Source organism: Adlercreutzia sp. ZJ154 (genome assembly GCF_011039055.1).
GTDB lineage: Bacteria > Actinomycetota > Coriobacteriia > Coriobacteriales > Eggerthellaceae > Adlercreutzia_A.
Genome location: NZ_JAAKEF010000014.1, coordinates 38,538 through 57,338, shown reverse-complemented (window position 1 = coordinate 57,338; position 18,801 = coordinate 38,538). Strand labels below are relative to the sequence as shown.

General features: G+C 46.9%; 21 protein-coding genes. 5 read left to right on the top strand and 16 right to left on the bottom strand.

Annotated features, from left to right (window positions below; genetic code table 11):
• Window positions 1–620, top strand: a 620-nt coding sequence (locus tag G7Y37_RS06585) for an Rpn family recombination-promoting nuclease/putative transposase (RefSeq protein ID WP_165062674.1), incomplete at its 5' end; no start/stop codon positions are given.
• Between the two features lie 403 nt (window positions 621–1,023).
• On the opposite strand, the gene G7Y37_RS06580 is transcribed toward G7Y37_RS06585, so the two are convergent.
• The 8 genes from G7Y37_RS06580 to G7Y37_RS09140 all read right to left on the bottom strand — a co-directional run bounded on the left by G7Y37_RS06580 (window position 1,024) and on the right by G7Y37_RS09140 (window position 8,797).
• Window positions 1,024–1,956 (bottom strand): exopolyphosphatase, encoded by a 933-nt coding sequence (locus tag G7Y37_RS06580; RefSeq protein ID WP_165062673.1) that lies wholly within the window; start codon window positions 1,954–1,956, stop codon window positions 1,024–1,026.
• A gap of 137 nt (window positions 1,957–2,093) precedes the next feature.
• Window positions 2,094–2,369, bottom strand: coding sequence for an ACT domain-containing protein (locus G7Y37_RS06575; protein WP_165062682.1), 276 nt, complete (start codon window positions 2,367–2,369; stop codon window positions 2,094–2,096).
• 111 nt (window positions 2,370–2,480) lie between these two features.
• The gene (gene folE, locus G7Y37_RS06570; protein ID WP_165062672.1) at window positions 2,481–3,044 is read right to left on the bottom strand and encodes a GTP cyclohydrolase I FolE; all 564 of its coding nucleotides are present in this window, start codon (window positions 3,042–3,044) and stop codon (window positions 2,481–2,483) included.
• Window positions 3,044–3,829: an exodeoxyribonuclease III gene (locus G7Y37_RS06565; RefSeq protein ID WP_165062671.1), complete on the bottom strand. Its 786-nt coding sequence runs from the start codon at window positions 3,827–3,829 to the stop codon at window positions 3,044–3,046. Before G7Y37_RS06565 ends, folE begins: the two co-directional genes overlap by 1 nt.
• A 77-nt stretch (window positions 3,830–3,906) precedes the next feature.
• Window positions 3,907–4,497 (bottom strand): helix-turn-helix domain-containing protein, encoded by a 591-nt coding sequence (locus G7Y37_RS09240; protein ID WP_165062670.1) that lies wholly within the window; start codon window positions 4,495–4,497, stop codon window positions 3,907–3,909.
• A complete protein-coding gene (locus G7Y37_RS06555) occupies window positions 4,484–5,290 on the bottom strand; it encodes a type II toxin-antitoxin system HipA family toxin (RefSeq protein WP_165062669.1) in 807 nt (268 codons plus the stop codon). The genes G7Y37_RS09240 and G7Y37_RS06555 overlap by 14 nt, the downstream gene beginning before the upstream one ends.
• 113 nt (window positions 5,291–5,403) lie before the next feature.
• Window positions 5,404–5,874: a 23S rRNA (pseudouridine(1915)-N(3))-methyltransferase RlmH gene (gene rlmH, locus G7Y37_RS06550; protein WP_370514609.1), complete on the bottom strand. Its 471-nt coding sequence runs from the start codon at window positions 5,872–5,874 to the stop codon at window positions 5,404–5,406.
• 16 nt (window positions 5,875–5,890) lie between these two features.
• On the bottom strand, window positions 5,891–8,797 hold the full coding sequence (locus G7Y37_RS09140) for a MurT ligase domain-containing protein (protein ID WP_206214120.1): 2,907 nt from the start codon (window positions 8,795–8,797) through the stop codon (window positions 5,891–5,893).
• Between the two features lie 197 nt (window positions 8,798–8,994).
• Here G7Y37_RS09140 and G7Y37_RS06530 point away from each other — a divergent pair, with 197 nt between their 5' ends.
• Window positions 8,995–10,269 (top strand): ArsB/NhaD family transporter, encoded by a 1,275-nt coding sequence (locus G7Y37_RS06530; protein WP_165062679.1) that lies wholly within the window; start codon window positions 8,995–8,997, stop codon window positions 10,267–10,269.
• 131 nt (window positions 10,270–10,400) lie between these two features.
• Here the strand turns inward: G7Y37_RS06530 and G7Y37_RS06525 are convergent, their stop codons facing one another.
• From G7Y37_RS06525 to G7Y37_RS06515, 3 genes are all read right to left on the bottom strand, one after another.
• On the bottom strand, window positions 10,401–10,682 hold the full coding sequence (locus tag G7Y37_RS06525) for a hypothetical protein (protein ID WP_165062668.1): 282 nt from the start codon (window positions 10,680–10,682) through the stop codon (window positions 10,401–10,403).
• A 79-nt stretch (window positions 10,683–10,761) separates the two neighbouring features.
• Window positions 10,762–11,025: a hypothetical protein gene (locus G7Y37_RS06520; protein WP_165062667.1), complete on the bottom strand. Its 264-nt coding sequence runs from the start codon at window positions 11,023–11,025 to the stop codon at window positions 10,762–10,764.
• Entirely contained in the window at window positions 10,986–11,297 is a 312-nt protein-coding gene (locus G7Y37_RS06515; RefSeq protein WP_165062666.1) for a DUF4190 domain-containing protein, read from the bottom strand. Before G7Y37_RS06515 ends, G7Y37_RS06520 begins: the two co-directional genes overlap by 40 nt.
• Before the next feature lie 380 nt (window positions 11,298–11,677).
• Here G7Y37_RS06515 and G7Y37_RS06510 point away from each other — a divergent pair, with 380 nt between their 5' ends.
• Both G7Y37_RS06510 and G7Y37_RS06505 read left to right on the top strand, forming a co-directional pair.
• Window positions 11,678–12,541 carry an Rpn family recombination-promoting nuclease/putative transposase gene (locus G7Y37_RS06510; protein ID WP_165062665.1) on the top strand — a complete coding sequence of 288 codons (864 nt, stop codon included), beginning with the start codon at window positions 11,678–11,680 and terminating at the stop codon, window positions 12,539–12,541.
• Between the two features lie 27 nt (window positions 12,542–12,568).
• Entirely contained in the window at window positions 12,569–14,263 is a 1,695-nt protein-coding gene (locus G7Y37_RS06505) for an amidohydrolase (RefSeq protein ID WP_165062664.1), read from the top strand.
• Window positions 14,264–14,278: 15 nt separating this feature from the next.
• On the opposite strand, the gene G7Y37_RS06500 is transcribed toward G7Y37_RS06505, so the two are convergent.
• The 5 genes from G7Y37_RS06500 to G7Y37_RS06480 form a co-directional block, all read right to left on the bottom strand.
• Window positions 14,279–14,701, bottom strand: a complete 423-nt coding sequence (locus G7Y37_RS06500; protein ID WP_165062663.1) for a guanylate cyclase — start codon at window positions 14,699–14,701, stop codon at window positions 14,279–14,281.
• Window positions 14,698–15,756: a 4-(cytidine 5'-diphospho)-2-C-methyl-D-erythritol kinase gene (locus G7Y37_RS06495; RefSeq protein WP_165062662.1), complete on the bottom strand. Its 1,059-nt coding sequence runs from the start codon at window positions 15,754–15,756 to the stop codon at window positions 14,698–14,700. Before G7Y37_RS06495 ends, G7Y37_RS06500 begins: the two co-directional genes overlap by 4 nt.
• Before the next feature lie 114 nt (window positions 15,757–15,870).
• Window positions 15,871–16,371 (bottom strand): tRNA adenosine(34) deaminase TadA, encoded by a 501-nt coding sequence (gene tadA, locus G7Y37_RS06490; protein WP_241156042.1) that lies wholly within the window; start codon window positions 16,369–16,371, stop codon window positions 15,871–15,873.
• The gene (locus G7Y37_RS06485; protein ID WP_165062661.1) at window positions 16,350–16,589 is read right to left on the bottom strand and encodes a glutaredoxin; all 240 of its coding nucleotides are present in this window, start codon (window positions 16,587–16,589) and stop codon (window positions 16,350–16,352) included. Before G7Y37_RS06485 ends, tadA begins: the two co-directional genes overlap by 22 nt.
• Window positions 16,590–16,807: 218 nt before the next feature.
• Window positions 16,808–17,911 carry an AAA family ATPase gene (locus tag G7Y37_RS06480; RefSeq protein ID WP_206214119.1) on the bottom strand — a complete coding sequence of 368 codons (1,104 nt, stop codon included), beginning with the start codon at window positions 17,909–17,911 and terminating at the stop codon, window positions 16,808–16,810.
• Window positions 17,912–18,189: 278 nt separating this feature from the next.
• Between G7Y37_RS06480 and G7Y37_RS06475 the strand changes: the two genes are divergently transcribed.
• The gene (locus G7Y37_RS06475; RefSeq protein WP_165062660.1) at window positions 18,190–18,759 is read left to right on the top strand and encodes a hypothetical protein; all 570 of its coding nucleotides are present in this window, start codon (window positions 18,190–18,192) and stop codon (window positions 18,757–18,759) included.
• Window positions 18,760–18,801 lie beyond the last annotated feature (42 nt).

Sequence of the window (18,801 nt, the reverse complement as noted above, 5' to 3'; positions counted from 1 at the left end):
TACAAATTCAACAAAGAGCAGATATCGCTAGGAGATATAGATACTATCAAGCATCTATTGATACTACATCGCTTGATAAAGGAGCAGACTACGATAAGCTAGACACAAGCTATATTATCTTTGTTTGCAATCACGACCCATTCAAAGCAGGACTTCCTGTATATGAAATAGAACCAATATGTAGACAAGACACATCTTTAGATATAGACAGCGGTATACACTGGATTGCCCTTAACTGCAAGGATTATAAGAAGACAAAGGATAAGCATCTGCTTTCTTTTATGGAGTATGTCTCCACTGGTAAAATAGACCATAAAGACAAACTAGTTACATCTATTGCTTGTGCAGTAGACAGAGCCAATAAAGATAGAGAGTGGGTGAATAAGGTGTTTTCTGTAAGTACAATAGGAGAAGATTGGGAGCGAGAAGTACGTATAGCCCGCAGAGCTGCTCTAAAAGAGGGAGAAGAACGAGGGTTAGAGCGTGGGCGTGCGGAAGCTGAAATGCGTTATGCAGAACTCACAAAGTTACTTCTCTCTAAAAAGCGTGAAAACGACCTATTTAAGGCATCCGAAGACCCAGCCTATCGTGAACAGCTTTTTACAGAGTTTAATATATAGAACAATTTATCAACGTAGACTAAAAACTGTGCTGAACAAAATGAAAAACTCTCGTCTAAAGCAAACATCAACAGATTAGAGAGTGTCGGACACAGTCGGAGTAGGCGACTCGCAAAAGCTGCAAAGTATAGACAATCAACGTTTAATGGGCTTAGTGAGTAGTTTCGCAGCACATCAGTGCGGTTTGCACTCAATCAGATTGCACGCAATTAGATCCATGGGTCTACTTTTTTCTCAAAAATGGTCAAAACTTCCAGCTTTCCATGGTCGTAGCGCCACATAGCTAACTTGAAATGTGGAGAACACTGGGCAAACAGAAAATTCGACACCTTTCTGATGCCTTAGTAGGCACAATTCCGCATTCAGAACCATGGAAAGTCGGAAGTTTTGACCATTTTTCTGACTATTTTTCTCCGCCAAGTACGCGTTCTATTAAATAGCCTTCGCGTATGCCGAATCTGCATATTTCCAGATGAGTAGCACCAAGCGCATGCATAAGAGTGCGCACGATAATGCTACCGGGAACTAACGTGTGCAAACGATCGGGCGCAACAGCCGCAGCAGTATGCGCAAAAATATGCGGACTGCTTTCAAGCGCAGCTAACATATCATTTAACTGGTCAGCAGCAACAACTTTAAGCCGCTTTCCGTTACCTAAAATTCCGCCGCACATTTTGGCTGCAGCACGTACAGAACCACCAATGCCGTAAATGCGCTTAGCACGGTAAGGCTCAATACTAGGAAGCGTATCTAACTGCGCGGCAAAAGCCTGCTCTATTGCGCGCGTCTCTTGCAAAGTGGGCAGTACCGTGTTAACAAACTGAGCATACGACGACACGCTACCTTGCCCCAAGCTGACGCAGTGCGAATCGGTATTATTCCGTATAACGGTAAGCTCGGTGGAACCACCACCAATATCAACAAGCGTACCGTGCTCTATATTGCGATCGCACGTGGCACCCACAAAACCCAGATGGGCTTCGTCGCACTCAGACAACACGTCAATTTCGTGACCTATAGTTTTTTCCAAAATGCGCGTAACCTGAGCAGAGTTCTCGCAGTTGCGCAGCACAGCGGTAGCGAAAATATGCACGTTTGTGCATCCGATATTGTTCGCGTGACGCAAGTGGTCGTCTAGCACTTCGGCGGCGCGATCGATGCCAGCTTGCGTAAATTGACCGTCCTCCACATATGCTGAAAGACCCGCAATTTTCTTTTCGTCGATAAGGTTTCGGAAATCTTTCTTGGTGAAAGGCTGCTTTGCGCCTGCATGTACCTTATAAACTACTAGGCGAACCGAGTTCGACCCCAAATCGATAACACCAAAAAGAGCCATACTATACCTTCCAAAATTCCAAACCCACAAATTCGCAAACTAAGGCAAGCCTAGCGCCGGCATGCAAGCTCAATGCAAATACAGCGCCTAGCGCACAACTTTTAGCAGCGCTTCTGTTTAATTTGCCACAATTTGAATTAAATTTCATGCATATAGCGGAAAACGTCTTCGCGCTGAATGGTAATTTGCGTACCCAAATTTTCGCCAGCTTCGTTCAGGCGCTCTTGCACTTCGTTGAAGTTGCACACCTCAGGCGCCAGCGTCACCAGCATCGTCATGCTAAATATTTCATTTGCGCCTAAAATCGTCTGGTTAATATCATCTATGTTCGCACCGCATTCGGTAAGAACCGTAGCAACAGCAGCAACAATGCCAGTGCGGTCTTTACCTAAAACAGATATGACACATTTCATGGCAATTCCCTTAATTTCGAATCGGACAAAACGGACACAGCGAATTTTGCGCACTACAAACGCAGCCCACATTCGCATTCCGCAATTGCATGTAGCCTACATAGTAGCAAATCAGCCAACATGCAACAGAGAAAGCGCCTCGGCACGCGTGTCGGAATTCGTTTTGAAAGCGCCGCGCACCGCACTTGTTGTGGTGCGAGTGCCGGGCTTTTTTACCCCGCGCATGCTCATGCATAAGTGTTCGGCATCTATCACGACTAGCACTCCGCGCGGCTGCAGCTGTTCCATAAGCGTGTCGGCAACCTGCGTAGTAAGACGCTCTTGCACCTGCGGGCGTTTCGCAAACGCATCCAAAAGCCGCGCCAGCTTCGATATTCCGCAAATTCGCCCGCTAGGACCCGGAATATAGGCTATGTTAGCGGTGCCAAAAAACGGCACTAAGTGATGTTCGCAAATTGAATAGAACGGAATGTCGCGCTCTATTACCATGTCTTCGTGACCTTCGTCAAAAGTTTTCAGGAAATGCTGCGCAGGGTCTTCCTGCAAACCGGCGCACACTTCCTCGTACATGCGCGCCACGCGCGCGGGCGTTTCAATCAGCCCTTCGCGGTTCGGGTCTTCCCCGATGCCTTCCAGAATTAAACGTACACCCTCTTCTATTTTGCGCTTGTCCATTAAAGCTCCAATTCCAAACCTACCGGGCAATGATCGCTGCCCTGCACTTCATCATAAATGCTGGCACCCGCCACGCGCGGCATCAGGCTTTCGCTAACTAGGAAATAGTCTATGCGCCAGCCGGCATTCGTGCGGCGCGCGCGTCTCCGATAACTCCACCAAGTGTACACCCCTGCTAGGTCGGGATGCACGCGCCGAAAAGTATCCGCAAAACCGGCGGCTAGAAGTTCGTCAAACTTGCCGCGCTCTTCGTCGGAGAAGCCCGATTTGCCCCGGTTCGGGTCAGGGTTTTTCAGGTCTATATCGTTGTGTGCCACATTGAAGTCGCCACACATTACCACCGGCTTGCTAGGCACAGTAGAGCCATCGGGCAGCACGCCAGACTGCAGCCCTAAGCAAAATTCGCGAAACGCATCGTCCCATTCCGTGCGATAGTCTATGCGCACAAGATCGGTCTGAGAATTTGGCGTATAGCAATCCACGAACCAGAATTTATCAAATTCCAGCGCCACAATGCGCCCTTCGCAGTCGAAATGCGGAATGCCAAGACCATGCAGCACGCGCGCGGGCTCTTCCTTACTAAACACCGCCGTGCCCGAATAACCCTTTTTCTCGGCGTAGCTCCAAAATTGATGATAGCCCGGCAAGTCTAACTCCACCTGCCCAGCCTGACATTTTGTTTCTTGCAGGGCAAACACATCGGCGTTGAAGTGGGCAAATACCTCTGCGAAATTTTTGCCCAAGACAGCACGTATCCCATTAACGTTCCACGAAATGAATCGCATGAAGCCTCCTTGAAGTGTGCAGAATATGATATCCAAAACCGCACTTTTGTGTGGCACTAAACTAGCTTTTTGCGGCACTAAACAATGTCTATTTTTAGTTTCTTATTTAGCGCTGCAGCCACATCTGCCAACAAATTAACTGTTGGGTTGAATTTGTTGTTCTCGAGGCGACTTATTAGTGATTGCTGAACGCCTGCGCGCTTAGCCAATTCCTGTTGCGAAATCCCGGCGTTTTTTCTGGCGCGCCTAAGCATTGCGCCAATGTTTACCGAATGACAACTATCGACGATATCTCCAGCGCCGCATTCAGCGCTATCGGCACTTTCGGTTATTTCCCTTATATAAAAATTGTCTTGCACGCAGCGCCCCTCATGATCCACAAGCAACTGAAACGGATCATAAAAATCCATATCATGAGCTTTGAGCACTTGCCCTAAATTTTGCCTGCTACTAGGTATCACGCGGCTTTCCACCCAGCGCCTACTTTGCTTGTCTTCCATAGAGTACGAACCGTTTTCAACCATTAGCGAAAATTCAAACGGCATTTCCTCCAAATCAATATCCCTAGAAATGTCTATGCGAAACAAATCGCACGCTTCATCGTAAGTTAGAACGGCACATGGTTGCGCCGCGCGCTTCGATCCGTCTATGATGTTAAATTTGCGCATACCAACACCACCTAGTCCATATAATTTCCCATATTTTATCTACATGAGTTTGTGAAATGGCAGAATTTAGCCCTTTGAACAGGAATGTTTTCCCCTGCTGGGTTAACGTATTGGGCGGCTTTATTGAAGATGCAAAGCGAGTAATATTTTCCTGAAGTGAACGTGTACCTATAAAGTTGTTCGCATCCACGTCGTTTAGGGGGTCTACCGCAGCCACTTTGTCTTCATCGTTATAGCAAGAAAACACAAGCGAAAGTCCACTATCGAAAATAGGCGCCAACCTCATATTGCCATTGGCGCTTCGCAGAACTTCTATATTTGCACCATGCCTATCCCTGTTCGCGATAAGGAAATCCACCAGCATCATTTGCCTAATTTGCTCGCCCCAACCATAGCGGTCGCATAGCTCTAGCGGCGATTCGCCGTGCTTCTTCGTTAAATCATAAAACGCATCTAGGGCTAGTTTTCGCTCGTCCGAAGCGCGATAGTTGCGCGACCTGTTTAGCCACGTTTCATACTGCGCACCATCCACATTCACTAGCGCATGAACAAGTCGATATTGCAAATGTGGAATGCCTAGCAGTTCCATTAAGCGACTGGCAATTAGCTCATTTACGCATTCGTGACCATATATGCCTCGGTAGCTATCGTAACAAGAAAGTTTATAAAACCAAGCACCCGCGCCAGTTTCTTCACGCGCTTTTAGAAAGCATCCTGCTGTGCCCGAAGATGTGGCGCGCTCGGTCCACGAGAGTTTTCTTAGGTCTTGTATTTTTGATATAACATCACGCATTATGCACCTCTTTCGATGCAGCAAATTTCTATGGTGACAATTTTTATATATGCAATATACTACATATAAAGTTTGTGAGAAAGGTCTTCGAATTTTAAAAATTGCTAGATGTCCTATTTATGGTACGGTTCGCCGCGGCTTATTTTGAAAGCCCGGTAAACTTGTTCGAGCAAAACCACACGCGCTAAGTTGTGCGGCAAAGTTATGGGACCGAACGACATTTGCGCGTTCGCGCGGGCAATTACAGTAGAATCTACGCCATGCGATCCGCCTATTACGAACACTACGTTACTTCTGCCTTCCAACGCTAATTTGTCCAATTTTGCAGCTAATTGTTCGCTAGAAAATTCCTTTGCGCGAATTGCTAAAAGTATGACGAAGGCATCTTCAGGTATTACGCGCAACACAGCATCAGATTCGCGGGATAGTGCCTGCCGTACCCCGCATTGCGACGAATCAACGTCGGGAACTTCTAAGACCGACACGTTGGCATAAGGACGCAAGCGTTTCAAGTATTCATCGCACGCCTGCGCCCAAAAGCGCTCTTTCAGCTTTCCAACAGACACCACACTTATACGCATCATAGAACATACACCCGCACTACACCAGTTTCTGCACCATGAAATCGTTTGCCGCAAGTTCCACCGAATCATCCAGCGGCTCTAGCGCAATAGCGGGCACGCCCGTGCGCGCAGCATAGCGCGCCAGTGCGCGCTGCAGCAACCAGTCAGCCACTTCCGGATTCTTAGACAACAGCGCACCGTGAAGATACGTGCCCAACACGCTATTAGCTATGGCACCGTCAGCATAGCTTTCACTATTGTTACCATGACCGGTGCGCGATATCACGCGACCGAACGGCTGCATGTCGGGCGCTAGATATGTGCAACTAGCATGGTTTTCATAGCCCACCACAGGATGTTTTGCAAGCGGCGAATCCAACACGATATTGTCAATTAGTCGGTCGGTAGATGTGCCAGCGCGGCGCGTCTCAATGTTCAAAACGCCTAGCCCCGGCACTTCGCCTTCGCTAGAAAGCCACGTGTTTCCCAGTATCTGATAGCCACCACAAATAGCCAGAATAGGACCGCCAGCTTGCGCAAAATGTGTCAGCTGGTCGCGCATAGCCATAAGCTGCTTGGCTGCCAACGACTGCTCGCGATCGGGTCCACCACCAAGAAATACTAGGTCAACCTTATTTAAATCCACCGTTTGATTATGCTCTACGCGCTGCACGCGCACAGGTATTCCGCGCCAGCGTAAACGCTGCTCCAAAATTCGCACGTTTCCGCCATCGCCGTATAAATTCAAAAGATCGGGAAACATGTGCGCGATTACTACCGGCGAGTTTGGTGGATTTGAGGTGATTGGAGGGTTCCATGTAGATGTTGTGTTCGGTGTGGTTGATGGATTCGGTGCAGTCAGTATGCTGTTTTCGCTGTTTAGTGACGGCGATTTCGCGAATTTCGCGGTGCGTGTGTCGTCTGAAGATGTTTCACGTGAAACATTTGTTTGAGCAGACGTTGCGCGTTCGCAAGCATATGAGGTACTTTGGAGTTCATTTTGCGACAGACTTTGCGGTGCGCTTTGGAGCTCACTTTGTGGAAGACTTTGCGACGCACTTTGCGGCGAGTTTTGCGGTGCGTTCTGCAATGCGTTCAGCTCTTCGCGAACAGGTGCCAGCGCCGTATAGTTCGCAACAGCATACACATCAGCATTTTGAGGAAATTCCCCAGCTGCTGCAGCTGCAAACACATCTGACATTTTGTCTATCAGTTGCGCTTTTACGCCAGCATATTTCAGGCGCACTTGAAGATCGTTTTTACGTATTCCGCCCACATATATATGCGCACCCGAAAGCTGCTGCAGTTCCTCGAAATCTATATCCCAAATCCACGATATATCGTGCCCGTCAACATTATTGTCGTTTATGAATAATGCGATTGCGCATTCCGAATTTTGCACACCAGCAGGGGCATTGGTAACAGATAAAGTATCGCTAGTCGCAAACTTAGCCGCATCGATTTCGGCAGCAGCAGCATCATCATGCGTTACTTCTTTAGAAGCGTTAGTGACTCCAGCAGTATGAACAGGCACAGCATTGGCTGTAACGCGCTGCACCACAATGCGCAGATTTTGGTTAAACCCGGTGGGATTTTTCGCCAAATTAAGCAGAACACGATGCTGCCCTATTTTGTAGTCCTGCAAACGCCCGTTTTTCGGATTGAAATTATCGATTGCGCGCTGAACATCTTGCGGAGCGCACCCCACGCAAATAGCTGCTGCGGATACTGCTAGCAGGTTGTATACCATATAATTTCCAGCCAGCTTAGTATGCACAGGAAAACAAGTGTCGGCGGAATCGGGAATTTTTATCGTAGGCGCTTCATGCTCCGCTTCGTCTGCTGTTTTGCGCACCATTTCACCTTGCGTTTCGCACGCCACGTTGTCTGCCACCTTATACACCGCTTCACCCGGCGTTTCGCGCTTCGCTTCACGCACCACTTCGCACGTCGCTTTATCTGCCGCTTCGCGCTTCGCTTCACCCGGCGTTTCGCGCTTCGCTTCATCTACCGCTTCACCCGGCACTTCACGCACCACTTCGCGCGCCGCTTCAGCAAATGTATCAGTCGAAAATGTTTCACGTGAAACATTTGTTCCTGCAATCGTATTTAACCGAGCGCTTTCTTCCGAATCATTCAGTAAAAGTGTTTCACGTGAAACATTGAATTGCAGACCATCTACATTGAAACGCACATCTCTAGCCGCAAATTGCAATGCAGGTCGAGCGAAACCACATTCCGGACACCTATAAGCACCCAGTTGCCCATACTGTCTGTAATCGTATTCCATCATGGCATTGCATACTTGGCACATAGTGGTGTCACTAACGGCATTCTGCTCTAAATTTAACGGCTCAACTACACCAAACGCAACGCTGGGCACATCTTTGCGCGCAGGCACTTCGCCCACACGGCGCGCCACCATTGCACACAGCGGGTCATCAGCGTTGTAAACAAGCACAGTACGCGGGCTTTCGCTTAGCGCCCGCACAATTACATCCTGTATGTGATCAATTTCGCCGCACCTATCCAGCTGGTCGCGAAACAGATTCAACAGCACCAAATAGTTGGGTTGCAGCGCAGGCAACGTGCGACCTAGCCACAATTCGTCGCTTTCCAGCACGCCCCAGTCAGCCCCGCGGCATTCCAGCAGCGCCGACGCAACCCCATACGCCAAGTTAGCCCCTGTACGATTGCAGCAAACGCTAAAACCAGCTTGCTCTAGCGAATCGGCAAGCAAATTCGTACATGTAGTTTTGCCATTTGTGCCAGCCACCACCACAGATCCGCTACGCAGCACTCCGCGTGCATGCTGTATTACCTGCGGATCTAGGCGCATAGCCATTTTTCCCGGCAAAGTTGCACCCGCACGACGCGCCACATTGGTTAATCCCCAATGCAATCCTCGCGCCACGGTCTTCGCTATTCCGAAACGTATTCCCAAACCGAGCCTTTCAACCAGTTTGCATCAAGTATAACCTGCAACTGCAACGCTTAGCTCGCTCTATGTTTATAATTCATGTGGGCTCGTTCATTCGTGCGCGTGCAAAACGGTGCGTATCCCGCAGTTGATGGCACTTGCAGCTTTGCGCCACGCAGCCCGCAACTGACAACGGCAAGCAAAAGGAGATGCAAACTGCAGTGGACGTATCGCAAATAACCTCGTTAGCAATATTTCTAATTGCGCTTGCCGTCATAATTTCCGAGAAAGTACACCGCGCCGTAGTAGCGCTAGTAGGCGCAGCGCTAATTATGATGTTGGGTCTGGTTCCCTTCGACGAAGCGCTGGTCCACATAGACTTCAATACGCTAGGCGTGCTGTTCGGCATGATGCTCTTCATAAGCGTGGTGAAAATGTCGGGGCTGTTCGAGTATTTAGCCGTAACATGTGCGCATATTGCAAAAGGTCAACCATGGATGATAATGATGCTGTTCGTACTGCTTACTGCTGTGCTTTCCGCATTTTTAGACAACGTAACCACCGTGCTACTTGTTGGTCCTATGACACTCAATATTTGCAAAATGCTAAAAGTTAACCCCGTGCCATATTTCATAACAGAAATAATGGCATCGAACATTGGTGGCACAGCAACGCTTATTGGCGACCCGCCTAACATTATGATTGGCTCAGCTGCAGGCTATACATTCGCCGATTTCATTGCTATTGATGCACCCGCCGTAGTAATAATACTGGCGGTTATTTTGGTGCTGTTTTACTTCTTATACGGACGGAAAATGACCGTTGACGTGCGCGACGTAAACGAAGTTCTCCAGCTGCGCGCAACCGATTACATAAAAGATAAGCGCCTGATGGCTATTTCGGTTGGCATGATAGCGCTAGTGGTTGCAGGTTTTATGCTGCACGGAGCGCTGGGTTGGGAATCGTGCGTTATTGCACTTGGGGCAGCAGGGCTTATTCTGCTAATTTCGCGCGCACCAATTGATGAAGCGCTGGCAAATGTAGAGTGGACCACCCTGCTATTTTTCGCCGGTCTGTTCATAATTGTTGGCGCAATGACAGCCACAGGTGTTATAGATATGCTGGCAACGTGGCTGGTAAGCGTTACCGGCGGCGATGTGTTCCTTACGATGCTGGTGCTTGTGTTTGGATCGGCGGTGGTGTCGGCGTTCCTAGACAATATTCCATTCGTAGCTACAATGATTCCAATTTTGACCTCGATGCAAGCTGCCGGAATGGATGTTACGCCGCTTTGGTGGGCGGTTTCGCTGGGCGCATGCTTAGGTGGAAATGGGTCGCTTATTGGAGCCAGCGCGAATGTGGTGCTAAGCGATATATCGCGCAAAAACGGCTACACCATAACTTTCGCCCAATATTTCAAAGTTGGTTTCCCGATAATGCTTCTTACGGTAGTAATAGCGGCAATCTATTTGGTTTTTCGTTTCCCGCCGGCATAGTTCGCTTGACACTTCCATCGGCACAGCAGGTATAGCGGGCATGGCAGGCATGGCATCGCGCACTTGGTTTGACACGCCCGCCAGCATAATTGCCCAGCATAATTACCCAGCATAACTGCCCCAGCGCGGCACTACGGCAGTACGAATAATTGCGCCAAAATACCCGACAGCATCATTGCGGCGAACGAAATAATCACAAGAACCAAAAACCGTTTCACCGGATTCTGTCTAGAAAGCATAGGGAAATGCACAGCCAACCGTCGCTTGTCCATAAGCGCAAACGCAACAATCCCCAAACCAACCGCAATAACTCCATACCCCATAAATACTCTACCCCACAAAGAATACTGAGCAAGGCTTTCGGCAGGCTCTGCAATCATCATAGTTGTAACCACGACAAAAAGTATCCACACAACAGCCAGTACCACATTCCAACAAATCCCCAACCACCTAGGAATTTGTGGCACCAAAAAAAGTGCGTGGAAATTATGCCTATGAATCTACACTGACCGTAATTCCATTATTCAACTGCACCGCAGTACCAAGCGCCAAATCTTCAAAACTTTCCGAATTGCTTGAAGTGGCTGCATTGTTTGATCGGCTATCGTTTTCGCTCTGAGGCACAACTTGCGAGGGGTCATTAGTAGACAGTGCGCTATCTATCGCAGCGCTATAAAGCGCTTGCGAAGCAAGCACAACAATAATGGCTATAACATTTAGGATAAGCCCGACGATGCTAACGCTTTTCCGCCACATTTGTTCTTTGCTGTTATTACAATTCCAATTACGCCGAAAACAAGTCCAACAAAAGCCAAAATAGCAGATAAGTTGTTAACAATGGGTAAAAACGAAGTAAGCAGGGAAACTATGCCGAGTACCAAGCTGATTATTCCCATAGTAGAACGGTTTTTTGGTTGCATAGCCTGAGCAGACTGCTTAGACACAATCGATTGCTCAGACGAAATTGGCTGGTTTTGTTGGGTAGGAACTGGCTGATCGCCTTGAGCAGAAAATTCGTTCTGGTTCATAGATTTTCCTTTAGATTACACGCTAAAAATGCATGAACGGACATAAATCTCATGCATTAAATCTGTGATTCATAGTAAAAAAGACAGAGAGAGATTTCATTAGCTGCCAGCTAAGATTAAATGGTTTTGCACTATTTACGTTTTTGCGGATTGAAAATAAATGAACGCAGCACTATTCTCTGCCAGCTTTCTGCAAGATTTGCACTCATTAAAAGTCGCAACTATGGGAACTTGTGATGTCAATAGGTGTTGCAAACAGTTAGTTTTGTGCCAAGGTTTGTATGTCACTTGATATCGCATTTTTGATACACAGATATAAGGTTTGCTATCTAGTCTTGATTAGAAGATTTATGAGTCTTCTAGAGAAAGAATAGGTTGCTATGGATAAAGAAAAGTTTGTTTCTATTACAAATCAATTTATGTTTAATCGTGTAATGATTCAAAAAGAAATATGTAAAGACTTTCTAGAGTGTGTTTTGAATAAACAAATTGATGACCTAATCTATAAAAACGCAGAACAAGCAATAGAACCTAGACTAGACTTTAAGAGTGTGCGACTTGATCTATTTGCTAAAACAAAACATGAAGTCTTTGATATAGAACTACAAATTCAACAAAGAGCAGATATCGCTAGGAGATATAGATACTATCAAGCATCTATTGATACTACATCGCTTGATAAAGGAGCAGACTACGATAAGCTACCCATAAGCTATATTATCTTTGTTTGTAATCATGATCCTTTCAAAGCAGGACTTCCTGTATATGAGATAGAGCCAATATGTAGACAAGACACATCTTTAGATATAGACAGCGGTATACACTGGATTGCCCTTAACTGCAAGGATTATAAGAAGACAAAGGATAAGCATCTGCTTTCTTTTATGGAGTATGTCTTCACTGGTAAAATAGATAAACAAGACAAACTAGTTAAATCTATTGCTAGTGCAGTAGATAGAGCCAATGAAGATAGAGAGTGGGTGAATAAGGTGTTTTCTGTAAGTACAATAGGAGAAGATTGGGAGCGAGAAGTACGTATAGCCCGCAGAGCTGCTCTAAAAGAGGGAGAAGAACGAGGGTTGAAACGTGGGCGAGCCGAAGGCTTACAACAAGGACGCACGGAAGCTGCACGTTACGACTCTCTTATCGAACACCTATTTGCCGCTGGACGCGAGGGCGATGTTCTTAAAGCCTCTAAAGACCCAGCCTATCGCGAACAACTATTCAAAGAATTTGGAATATAAGACTGCGGTCCTCATCAAGCCTCTTGTATGAATATAGCAAAAAACAACACCCCTGCTAACACTGTAATCGTGTCACAAAACGTGTTCACGGGGCTGAACGACGAAGCAAAGCCGCTAGCCGTAGGCATATATGCCGACCGCATATGCTGGGTGGCACCCGCTGCGCATATAGTAGAAATGCTATCGGACGAAGCCGACACAACCACCGCACCTGCATCCAAAATAGCCACGGCACTTACCACTGAATTCCCCATTAGCAAAAACGCCGCAATATTCAACTACAAAAACGCCTTTGTAATGCCCGGATTTCACGACGCACATCTGCACTTTTTTCATTCTGCACTATATGCGTCGCCCTTGGCAGAGCAGTTCGTAGGCACAAACGAACAAGATTGCGTGGAACGACTTGCCCCGTTAGCGCAGCGACGCCCGAAAGGTTCATGGCTACTAACCCAAGGATGGCGCGAATATCTATGGAATCCACCGGTTATGCCGTCCAAACATTCACTTGATGCAGCCTACCCCGACAGACCGGTAGCTATGTATTCCGGCGATGCCCATACACTGTGGCTAAACTCTTGCGCCATGGAAGAATTGGGGCTAAACCCAAGTTCGCAAGCTCCATTAGGCGGCACATACGAAAAAAATGCCGCAGGCGAACTTACCGGCATCGTGCGCGAAACCGCCGCTATGGAACTTATGCCGAAAATAGTTGCTACGTTCAGTACCGAAGAATTATTGGATGCATATCGCAATTTCCAAGCACAACTTAATGCGCATGGCATAACGGCAATATGCGATATGGCACTTAGCGCTACACCCGGTGTCGATTTCGTGCGCGACGACTTATTTCAACACTTAGAAAACACTGGCGAACTTACCGTGCGCACGCATTTATTCCCCACGCTTTTATCCGGCACTACGCGCCTTAGTGAACTGCAAGCCCGTCTGCAAAGCCCAATGTTGCGCGCCTGCGGATTCAAGCAATTCTTTGACGGCGTATCCAGCCAACACACCGCATGGCTGCACGATCCATATACAAACGCACGCTTCCCCGACGATTGCGGGCGCCCCACAATTAGCCCACCTGCCATGAAACAGCTGGTGTTTGAAGCTGCACGCGCCAACCAAAGCGTGCGCATCCACACAATAGGCGACGAAGCCATACACCAAGCACTAGATATTTTTGAAAAATGCCCTACACCAAAACCTATTTTCACTTTGGAACACGTAGAAAACTTCCAACCACACGATATAGAACGCCTTGCAAATTTAGACGTAATTGCCTCGGTGCAGCCACGACACATAACGCTAGATCCCGGAGGTCCCAAGCGCGATCTTGGAGATGAGCGACTGCCTTATATTTGGCCGCTGCGTACACTTTTGCAATCGGGGGCAACGCTAGCTTTCGGCACCGATTCGCCGGTTACAAATATAGACCCGCTGGCTGCTGTGTATACCGCCGTTACCGGTCGCGGCGCAGACACCAGACTGCCCTCAAGCGACTGGTCAGTCAGCGAACATATAACTGTAGCCGAAGCATTGCGCGCCTACACTTTAGGAAGCGCAATGGCTACTGGTCGAGCAGACGAGCTTGGCAGTCTCGAATCCGGCAAGTTTGCCGACATAACCGTACTTAGTAGCAACCCACTAATATGCGATACGGAAGATATACCCAACATAAAAGTTTTAGCTACTTATGTGGGTGGCTCTCTACACTAGCGCAGCCTCAGTAGCCTATTTTTTTGGGCGAAAATTCCCCAACAAGTCGTATATTTTCCAAAAAATGGTACTCCGCGTTACGCTAGTGCTGTCTAACTCAACTGTAGCTTTCTGCGCTTTCTGGCTGTAATGCGGGTTGTTCTTCTTGAAAAAGTGATTACAAATTCTCGTGATAATAAGACCCAGAACACCCACCACAGCAAAACTTGCGGTTAATTCCAATACGGGTGAGTTGTTATCTATAACTGCATAAAGCGAGGCTAGCCCGAAAAATATTGATATGGCTGCACAAAGCACGGTAAATACACTAATAAGCACCTCTTTAGCGCGCGCTTTAGAGTGCACATAAGTAACTACCATGTATATAACAATAGCCAGAACTATAAGCGCTATTACTAGCGGTAAACTGCGCGAAAGTCGAGCAAGAAGACCTATCATAATATGGCTGCTTTCAAACTGCTTAGCGTTGTTGCGCGTGCCCACCAACCATTCGTTCTGGCTTCAGCGGCAATACGTGATGCTTGCGAAAAACTGTCAGTTATGGCAAATGTGCAAGAACCGCTGCCACACAGTAATACTTGGTTGCAAACTGCAGACGGCGCTGCTGCAGATATATCCCCCGCAAGATATTCCTCTAGCTTTTCGCGAACGCTAACCAATTCAGGCACCAGAAATTCTGCCGCAGACGAAAGGTTGTTATACAGCGGAACTTCGCTAGCTAATTTCGCACTTTCAACCTGCGCCAGTAAATCGGATGGTGCAAACTGCGCATCTTCGTCGAAACGCGCATAGGCTTGTGCGGTAGAAACACCCGCATGTGGCTTCGCTAACACTATTGGGGTCTTAGCGGGCTGTAAACGCGATTTCAAACATTCCCCCGCGCCACTTAAAAGCGCGCATCCTCCCTGTAAGAAAAACGCCACATCGGCACCAAGTGAAGAAGCTACTTCGTATAACACCGGAGCATCGGACGGCAAGCCCCACATGTTCGCAGCTGCCACTAACGCTGCTGCCGCATCTGACGAACCGCCACCTAATCCAGCTTGATGAGGTATGTTTTTTTCTATGTGAATAGATATGCTTTCGAATGTTTTGTAATCAATCGCATGCGCCAACTTTGCCAAAGCTCGAGTTACCAAATTTTCTGAAGCCGGAACATCAAGCGCCCTTATGGCAGCCTGAGTTTTATCTGCCGTTGTTATATTTACAAGCAAATTATTAGCTGGACCTACCGCTGCCATATGCGAGGGCAACTTTTCTGGCGCGCACCAAGACTGAGCATTACGATGAAAATAAAGAACGTCATGTAATGCTAGCGCATGCATTACATTTACAACATCATGATACCCATCCCCACGATGCCTACCCACAGCTAAAAACAAATTCACTTTCGCTGGCGCTATTACTTTCAAAGCACCCGGCCCTAAGAATGTATCAGCTGACCACTGAGCATTTCTAGCTTCAGCCATCATGTCTACAGTTAGGGTTTCCATATCCGCATTCCGTTCGTATCGCTAATTTAATCAAATTCGGTCAAATATAATTTGAAAAATGTTACCGTGAAATAGTCAAAATGCGAAATTTCGATAAATCGCAAGCTTGATTACTCAACGGCGTTGCTTGAAAAATTTCCGCAAAATGTCGGCACATTCTTCGCCAAGTATACCAGCTACAACATCAAAACGATGATTCAGTCGCTCATCATTATGCACGCTATAAAGCGTGCCTAATGCCCCGGCTTTCTTATCGGAGGCACCATATACGCAACGCCGCACACGTGCCTGATGCATAAGCCCCGCACACATTATGCACGGCTCAAGCGTTACATACACCGTGCAGTCAGAAAGCCGCCATGCATTTAATTCGCGCGAAGCCTGTTCTAGTGCCAAAAACTCTGCATGAGCTGCCGGATCGCACAACTGTTCACGCATATTGTGAGCCCTAGCAATAACGCAAGGTTCTGCCAGCGCACGCCGCGTGCCCGCATCAAAAGGCTGATAAACTACTACGGCACCTATAGGCACTTCGCCTTCCGAAAAAGCCGCTTGAGCCTCTTCTAAAGCTAGCCGCATGTATGCTTCATCATCTAGCAATTCGCACGCAGCCAATTTATTATGTCAGCGCTTTCGTACATAGGCTTACCATCGACAAAAAGGCAAGGAACTTGCTGTTTGCCACCTACTTCTACTAGTGTTTGTAGCGCAGTCGCATCGGAACTTATATCGTGCATTTCAATATGCGCAGCCGCATCACCCATATCGTCAATGGCATTCACAACGCGCATGCAATACGGGCATGTGGGTTTTATATACAAATCCAGTTTCATATAAGCCTCTTTCAGTAATAACTTCCCAAGAGAAAAGCACCGTCAACAGCCGTTTCGGCATTTTTTGTTGGCAGCTACCCAAATAGCAAACATAAACTATCTTATTACAAACGATTGCGGACTAGCAGGCAAAGCTACAGTAGCAGCTTTGCCCTACAAAAATATGTTAGTCTACTCGAATGTAAGACAAACGTGAAATATCAATGATGCGCTAGCTGTTAATCTAAATTCCTTAAGTAGTCCGCTATATACGGAACCGCAAACTCAACTTTACCACGCGCCGGAGCCTCTATAATACCAGCATCAATAAGACGCTTGCGATACTTTTGTGCGTAATCGAAGTTTACATTCATCCGCTCAGCAATATCCTTTACCCATACAATCGGTTCATCCTCAGCCATTGCACGCAGAAAAGACACATCCATATCAGAAAGTGCTGATAGAGTGGTCTTACATATATCATTTTCAAAATCGTAGCGCGCAGATTGTATAGCGTTCGATAAAACTTCACTGTCTACTGCATCATTTTCTCCCGCATAAAGCACCAAATTATGACCTATTAACTGAAGCAGATACGGCGACCCTTGCGTAGCTTCCGATGCCTTATTTCGCAATTCAGAGCTAATCGAAATTCCAAGTTTTTCGAACGATCTTGCAAAAAACGCATCTATATCACTGAAATTTAAAGGATCGAGCACAAATTTACGCGCACGATTTAAAAATGTCTGAACTTTGTCATTCAGCGTTGCCGACACAGCTCCCGGAAGTCCAGCCATCACAAGAGCAACATTTTGCCTTTCGCCAACCAATTCCTGATAGGTTGCTACAAGCTGACGCACTTCAACGGAATTTGCCTGAAGCTCATCAACAAGAATCAATACCCCTCTACCCTGAAGTGTAAGTTTCCTGCATAATTGGGTAAGCATATATTGGTAACTTTTTGTTTCCTGTGTGTTCTTATCAAACTGGAGTCCCGCCGAAAAACCAAAGACCCCAAAACTACCTCCAGAAACATGTGAATTACGCTCTTTTACATACGGCTCACCAGCATCTTGAATTTTCTCCACTATCCGCCGGAGCATATCATCGGTTGCAATCGAGGGCGTAGCTACAACAAATCCTTTTTCGGATGCCCTGTCTGCCAATTCCCAAAGAAGCACTGTTTTACCACTGCCCCTTTGCCCAAGAAGAACGATTGCGCGATCTTTGTCTCCCGGCCCGCTTTCAAGTCCATCAAGAAATCGCTTAATTACAGGTTCTCGCCCAACAAGCTGCGCAGGGCGATTTCCAAATGAAGGAGAAAATATTGTGTCCTTAATCATTTCAACCTCCTGCAACATTTATTTAATTCATTAAATAAATATTTATTCATTGTCGCATTATTTGGAAACTTTTTCCTTTTTTTCCTATTTTTTCCTTTTTTTCCTATTTCTACTTTCAAGAATCACGCTAAGTCTTACATACTTATTTTGCTAAGCTGCGCAGGGCGTTTCCTAAATCGTTTGTTGAAGTGTTTTATCTCGTCAATTTATCAGTTGATACTGATTTCAGTATAATATATAAATGAGAATATATTTTACGAGGTACGTCAGGAAAAGAAATGCTCTACATTCTTACAGGCAAGGTTCAATCAGGAAAGAGCCGCTGGCTGGAAGAGCGTGTTAAGACATTAGGTGCCGAAGGCATCGAATGCTATGGTGTTATTTCTGCAGGCATCTGGATTAGGTCTGATAGCGAATGTGCTAATAGCCAAGGTTTCGAAAAGCTTGGCATCGAAAGCATTCTGCTGCCCAATATGGAGAGATTCGAATTCGCAAAGCGGAAGGATCTGGCTAAAGCTAATGGTTCGTTTAACCAGCGAAGCCAAGCTGGCAAAGTAGGGCTTGGTTGGCATATTTCGGATGAGGCGATTGCACGAGTGAACGCGCATTTCGCATGGATTGCAAAGCAAATTAAGGCAGATAAGATTCACGGAATGCTTGTAGTCGATGAACTCGGGCGCTTAGAGCTGGACCATAATGCAGGTCTTATTGAAGCCATGAAGCTTCTTGAAACGGGTGCAAGCGATAGTTTCCCAAATGCAATAGTAGTTGCTCGCCGTGAATTGACGGAAAAGGCAGTGAATCGTTTTGCCAACAAATGGGGCAGCTCTCAAACGATCTCGCTTTAGCAAGCCCTTGCAGCGAAATATCAACAATTTTTCGCATAGAAG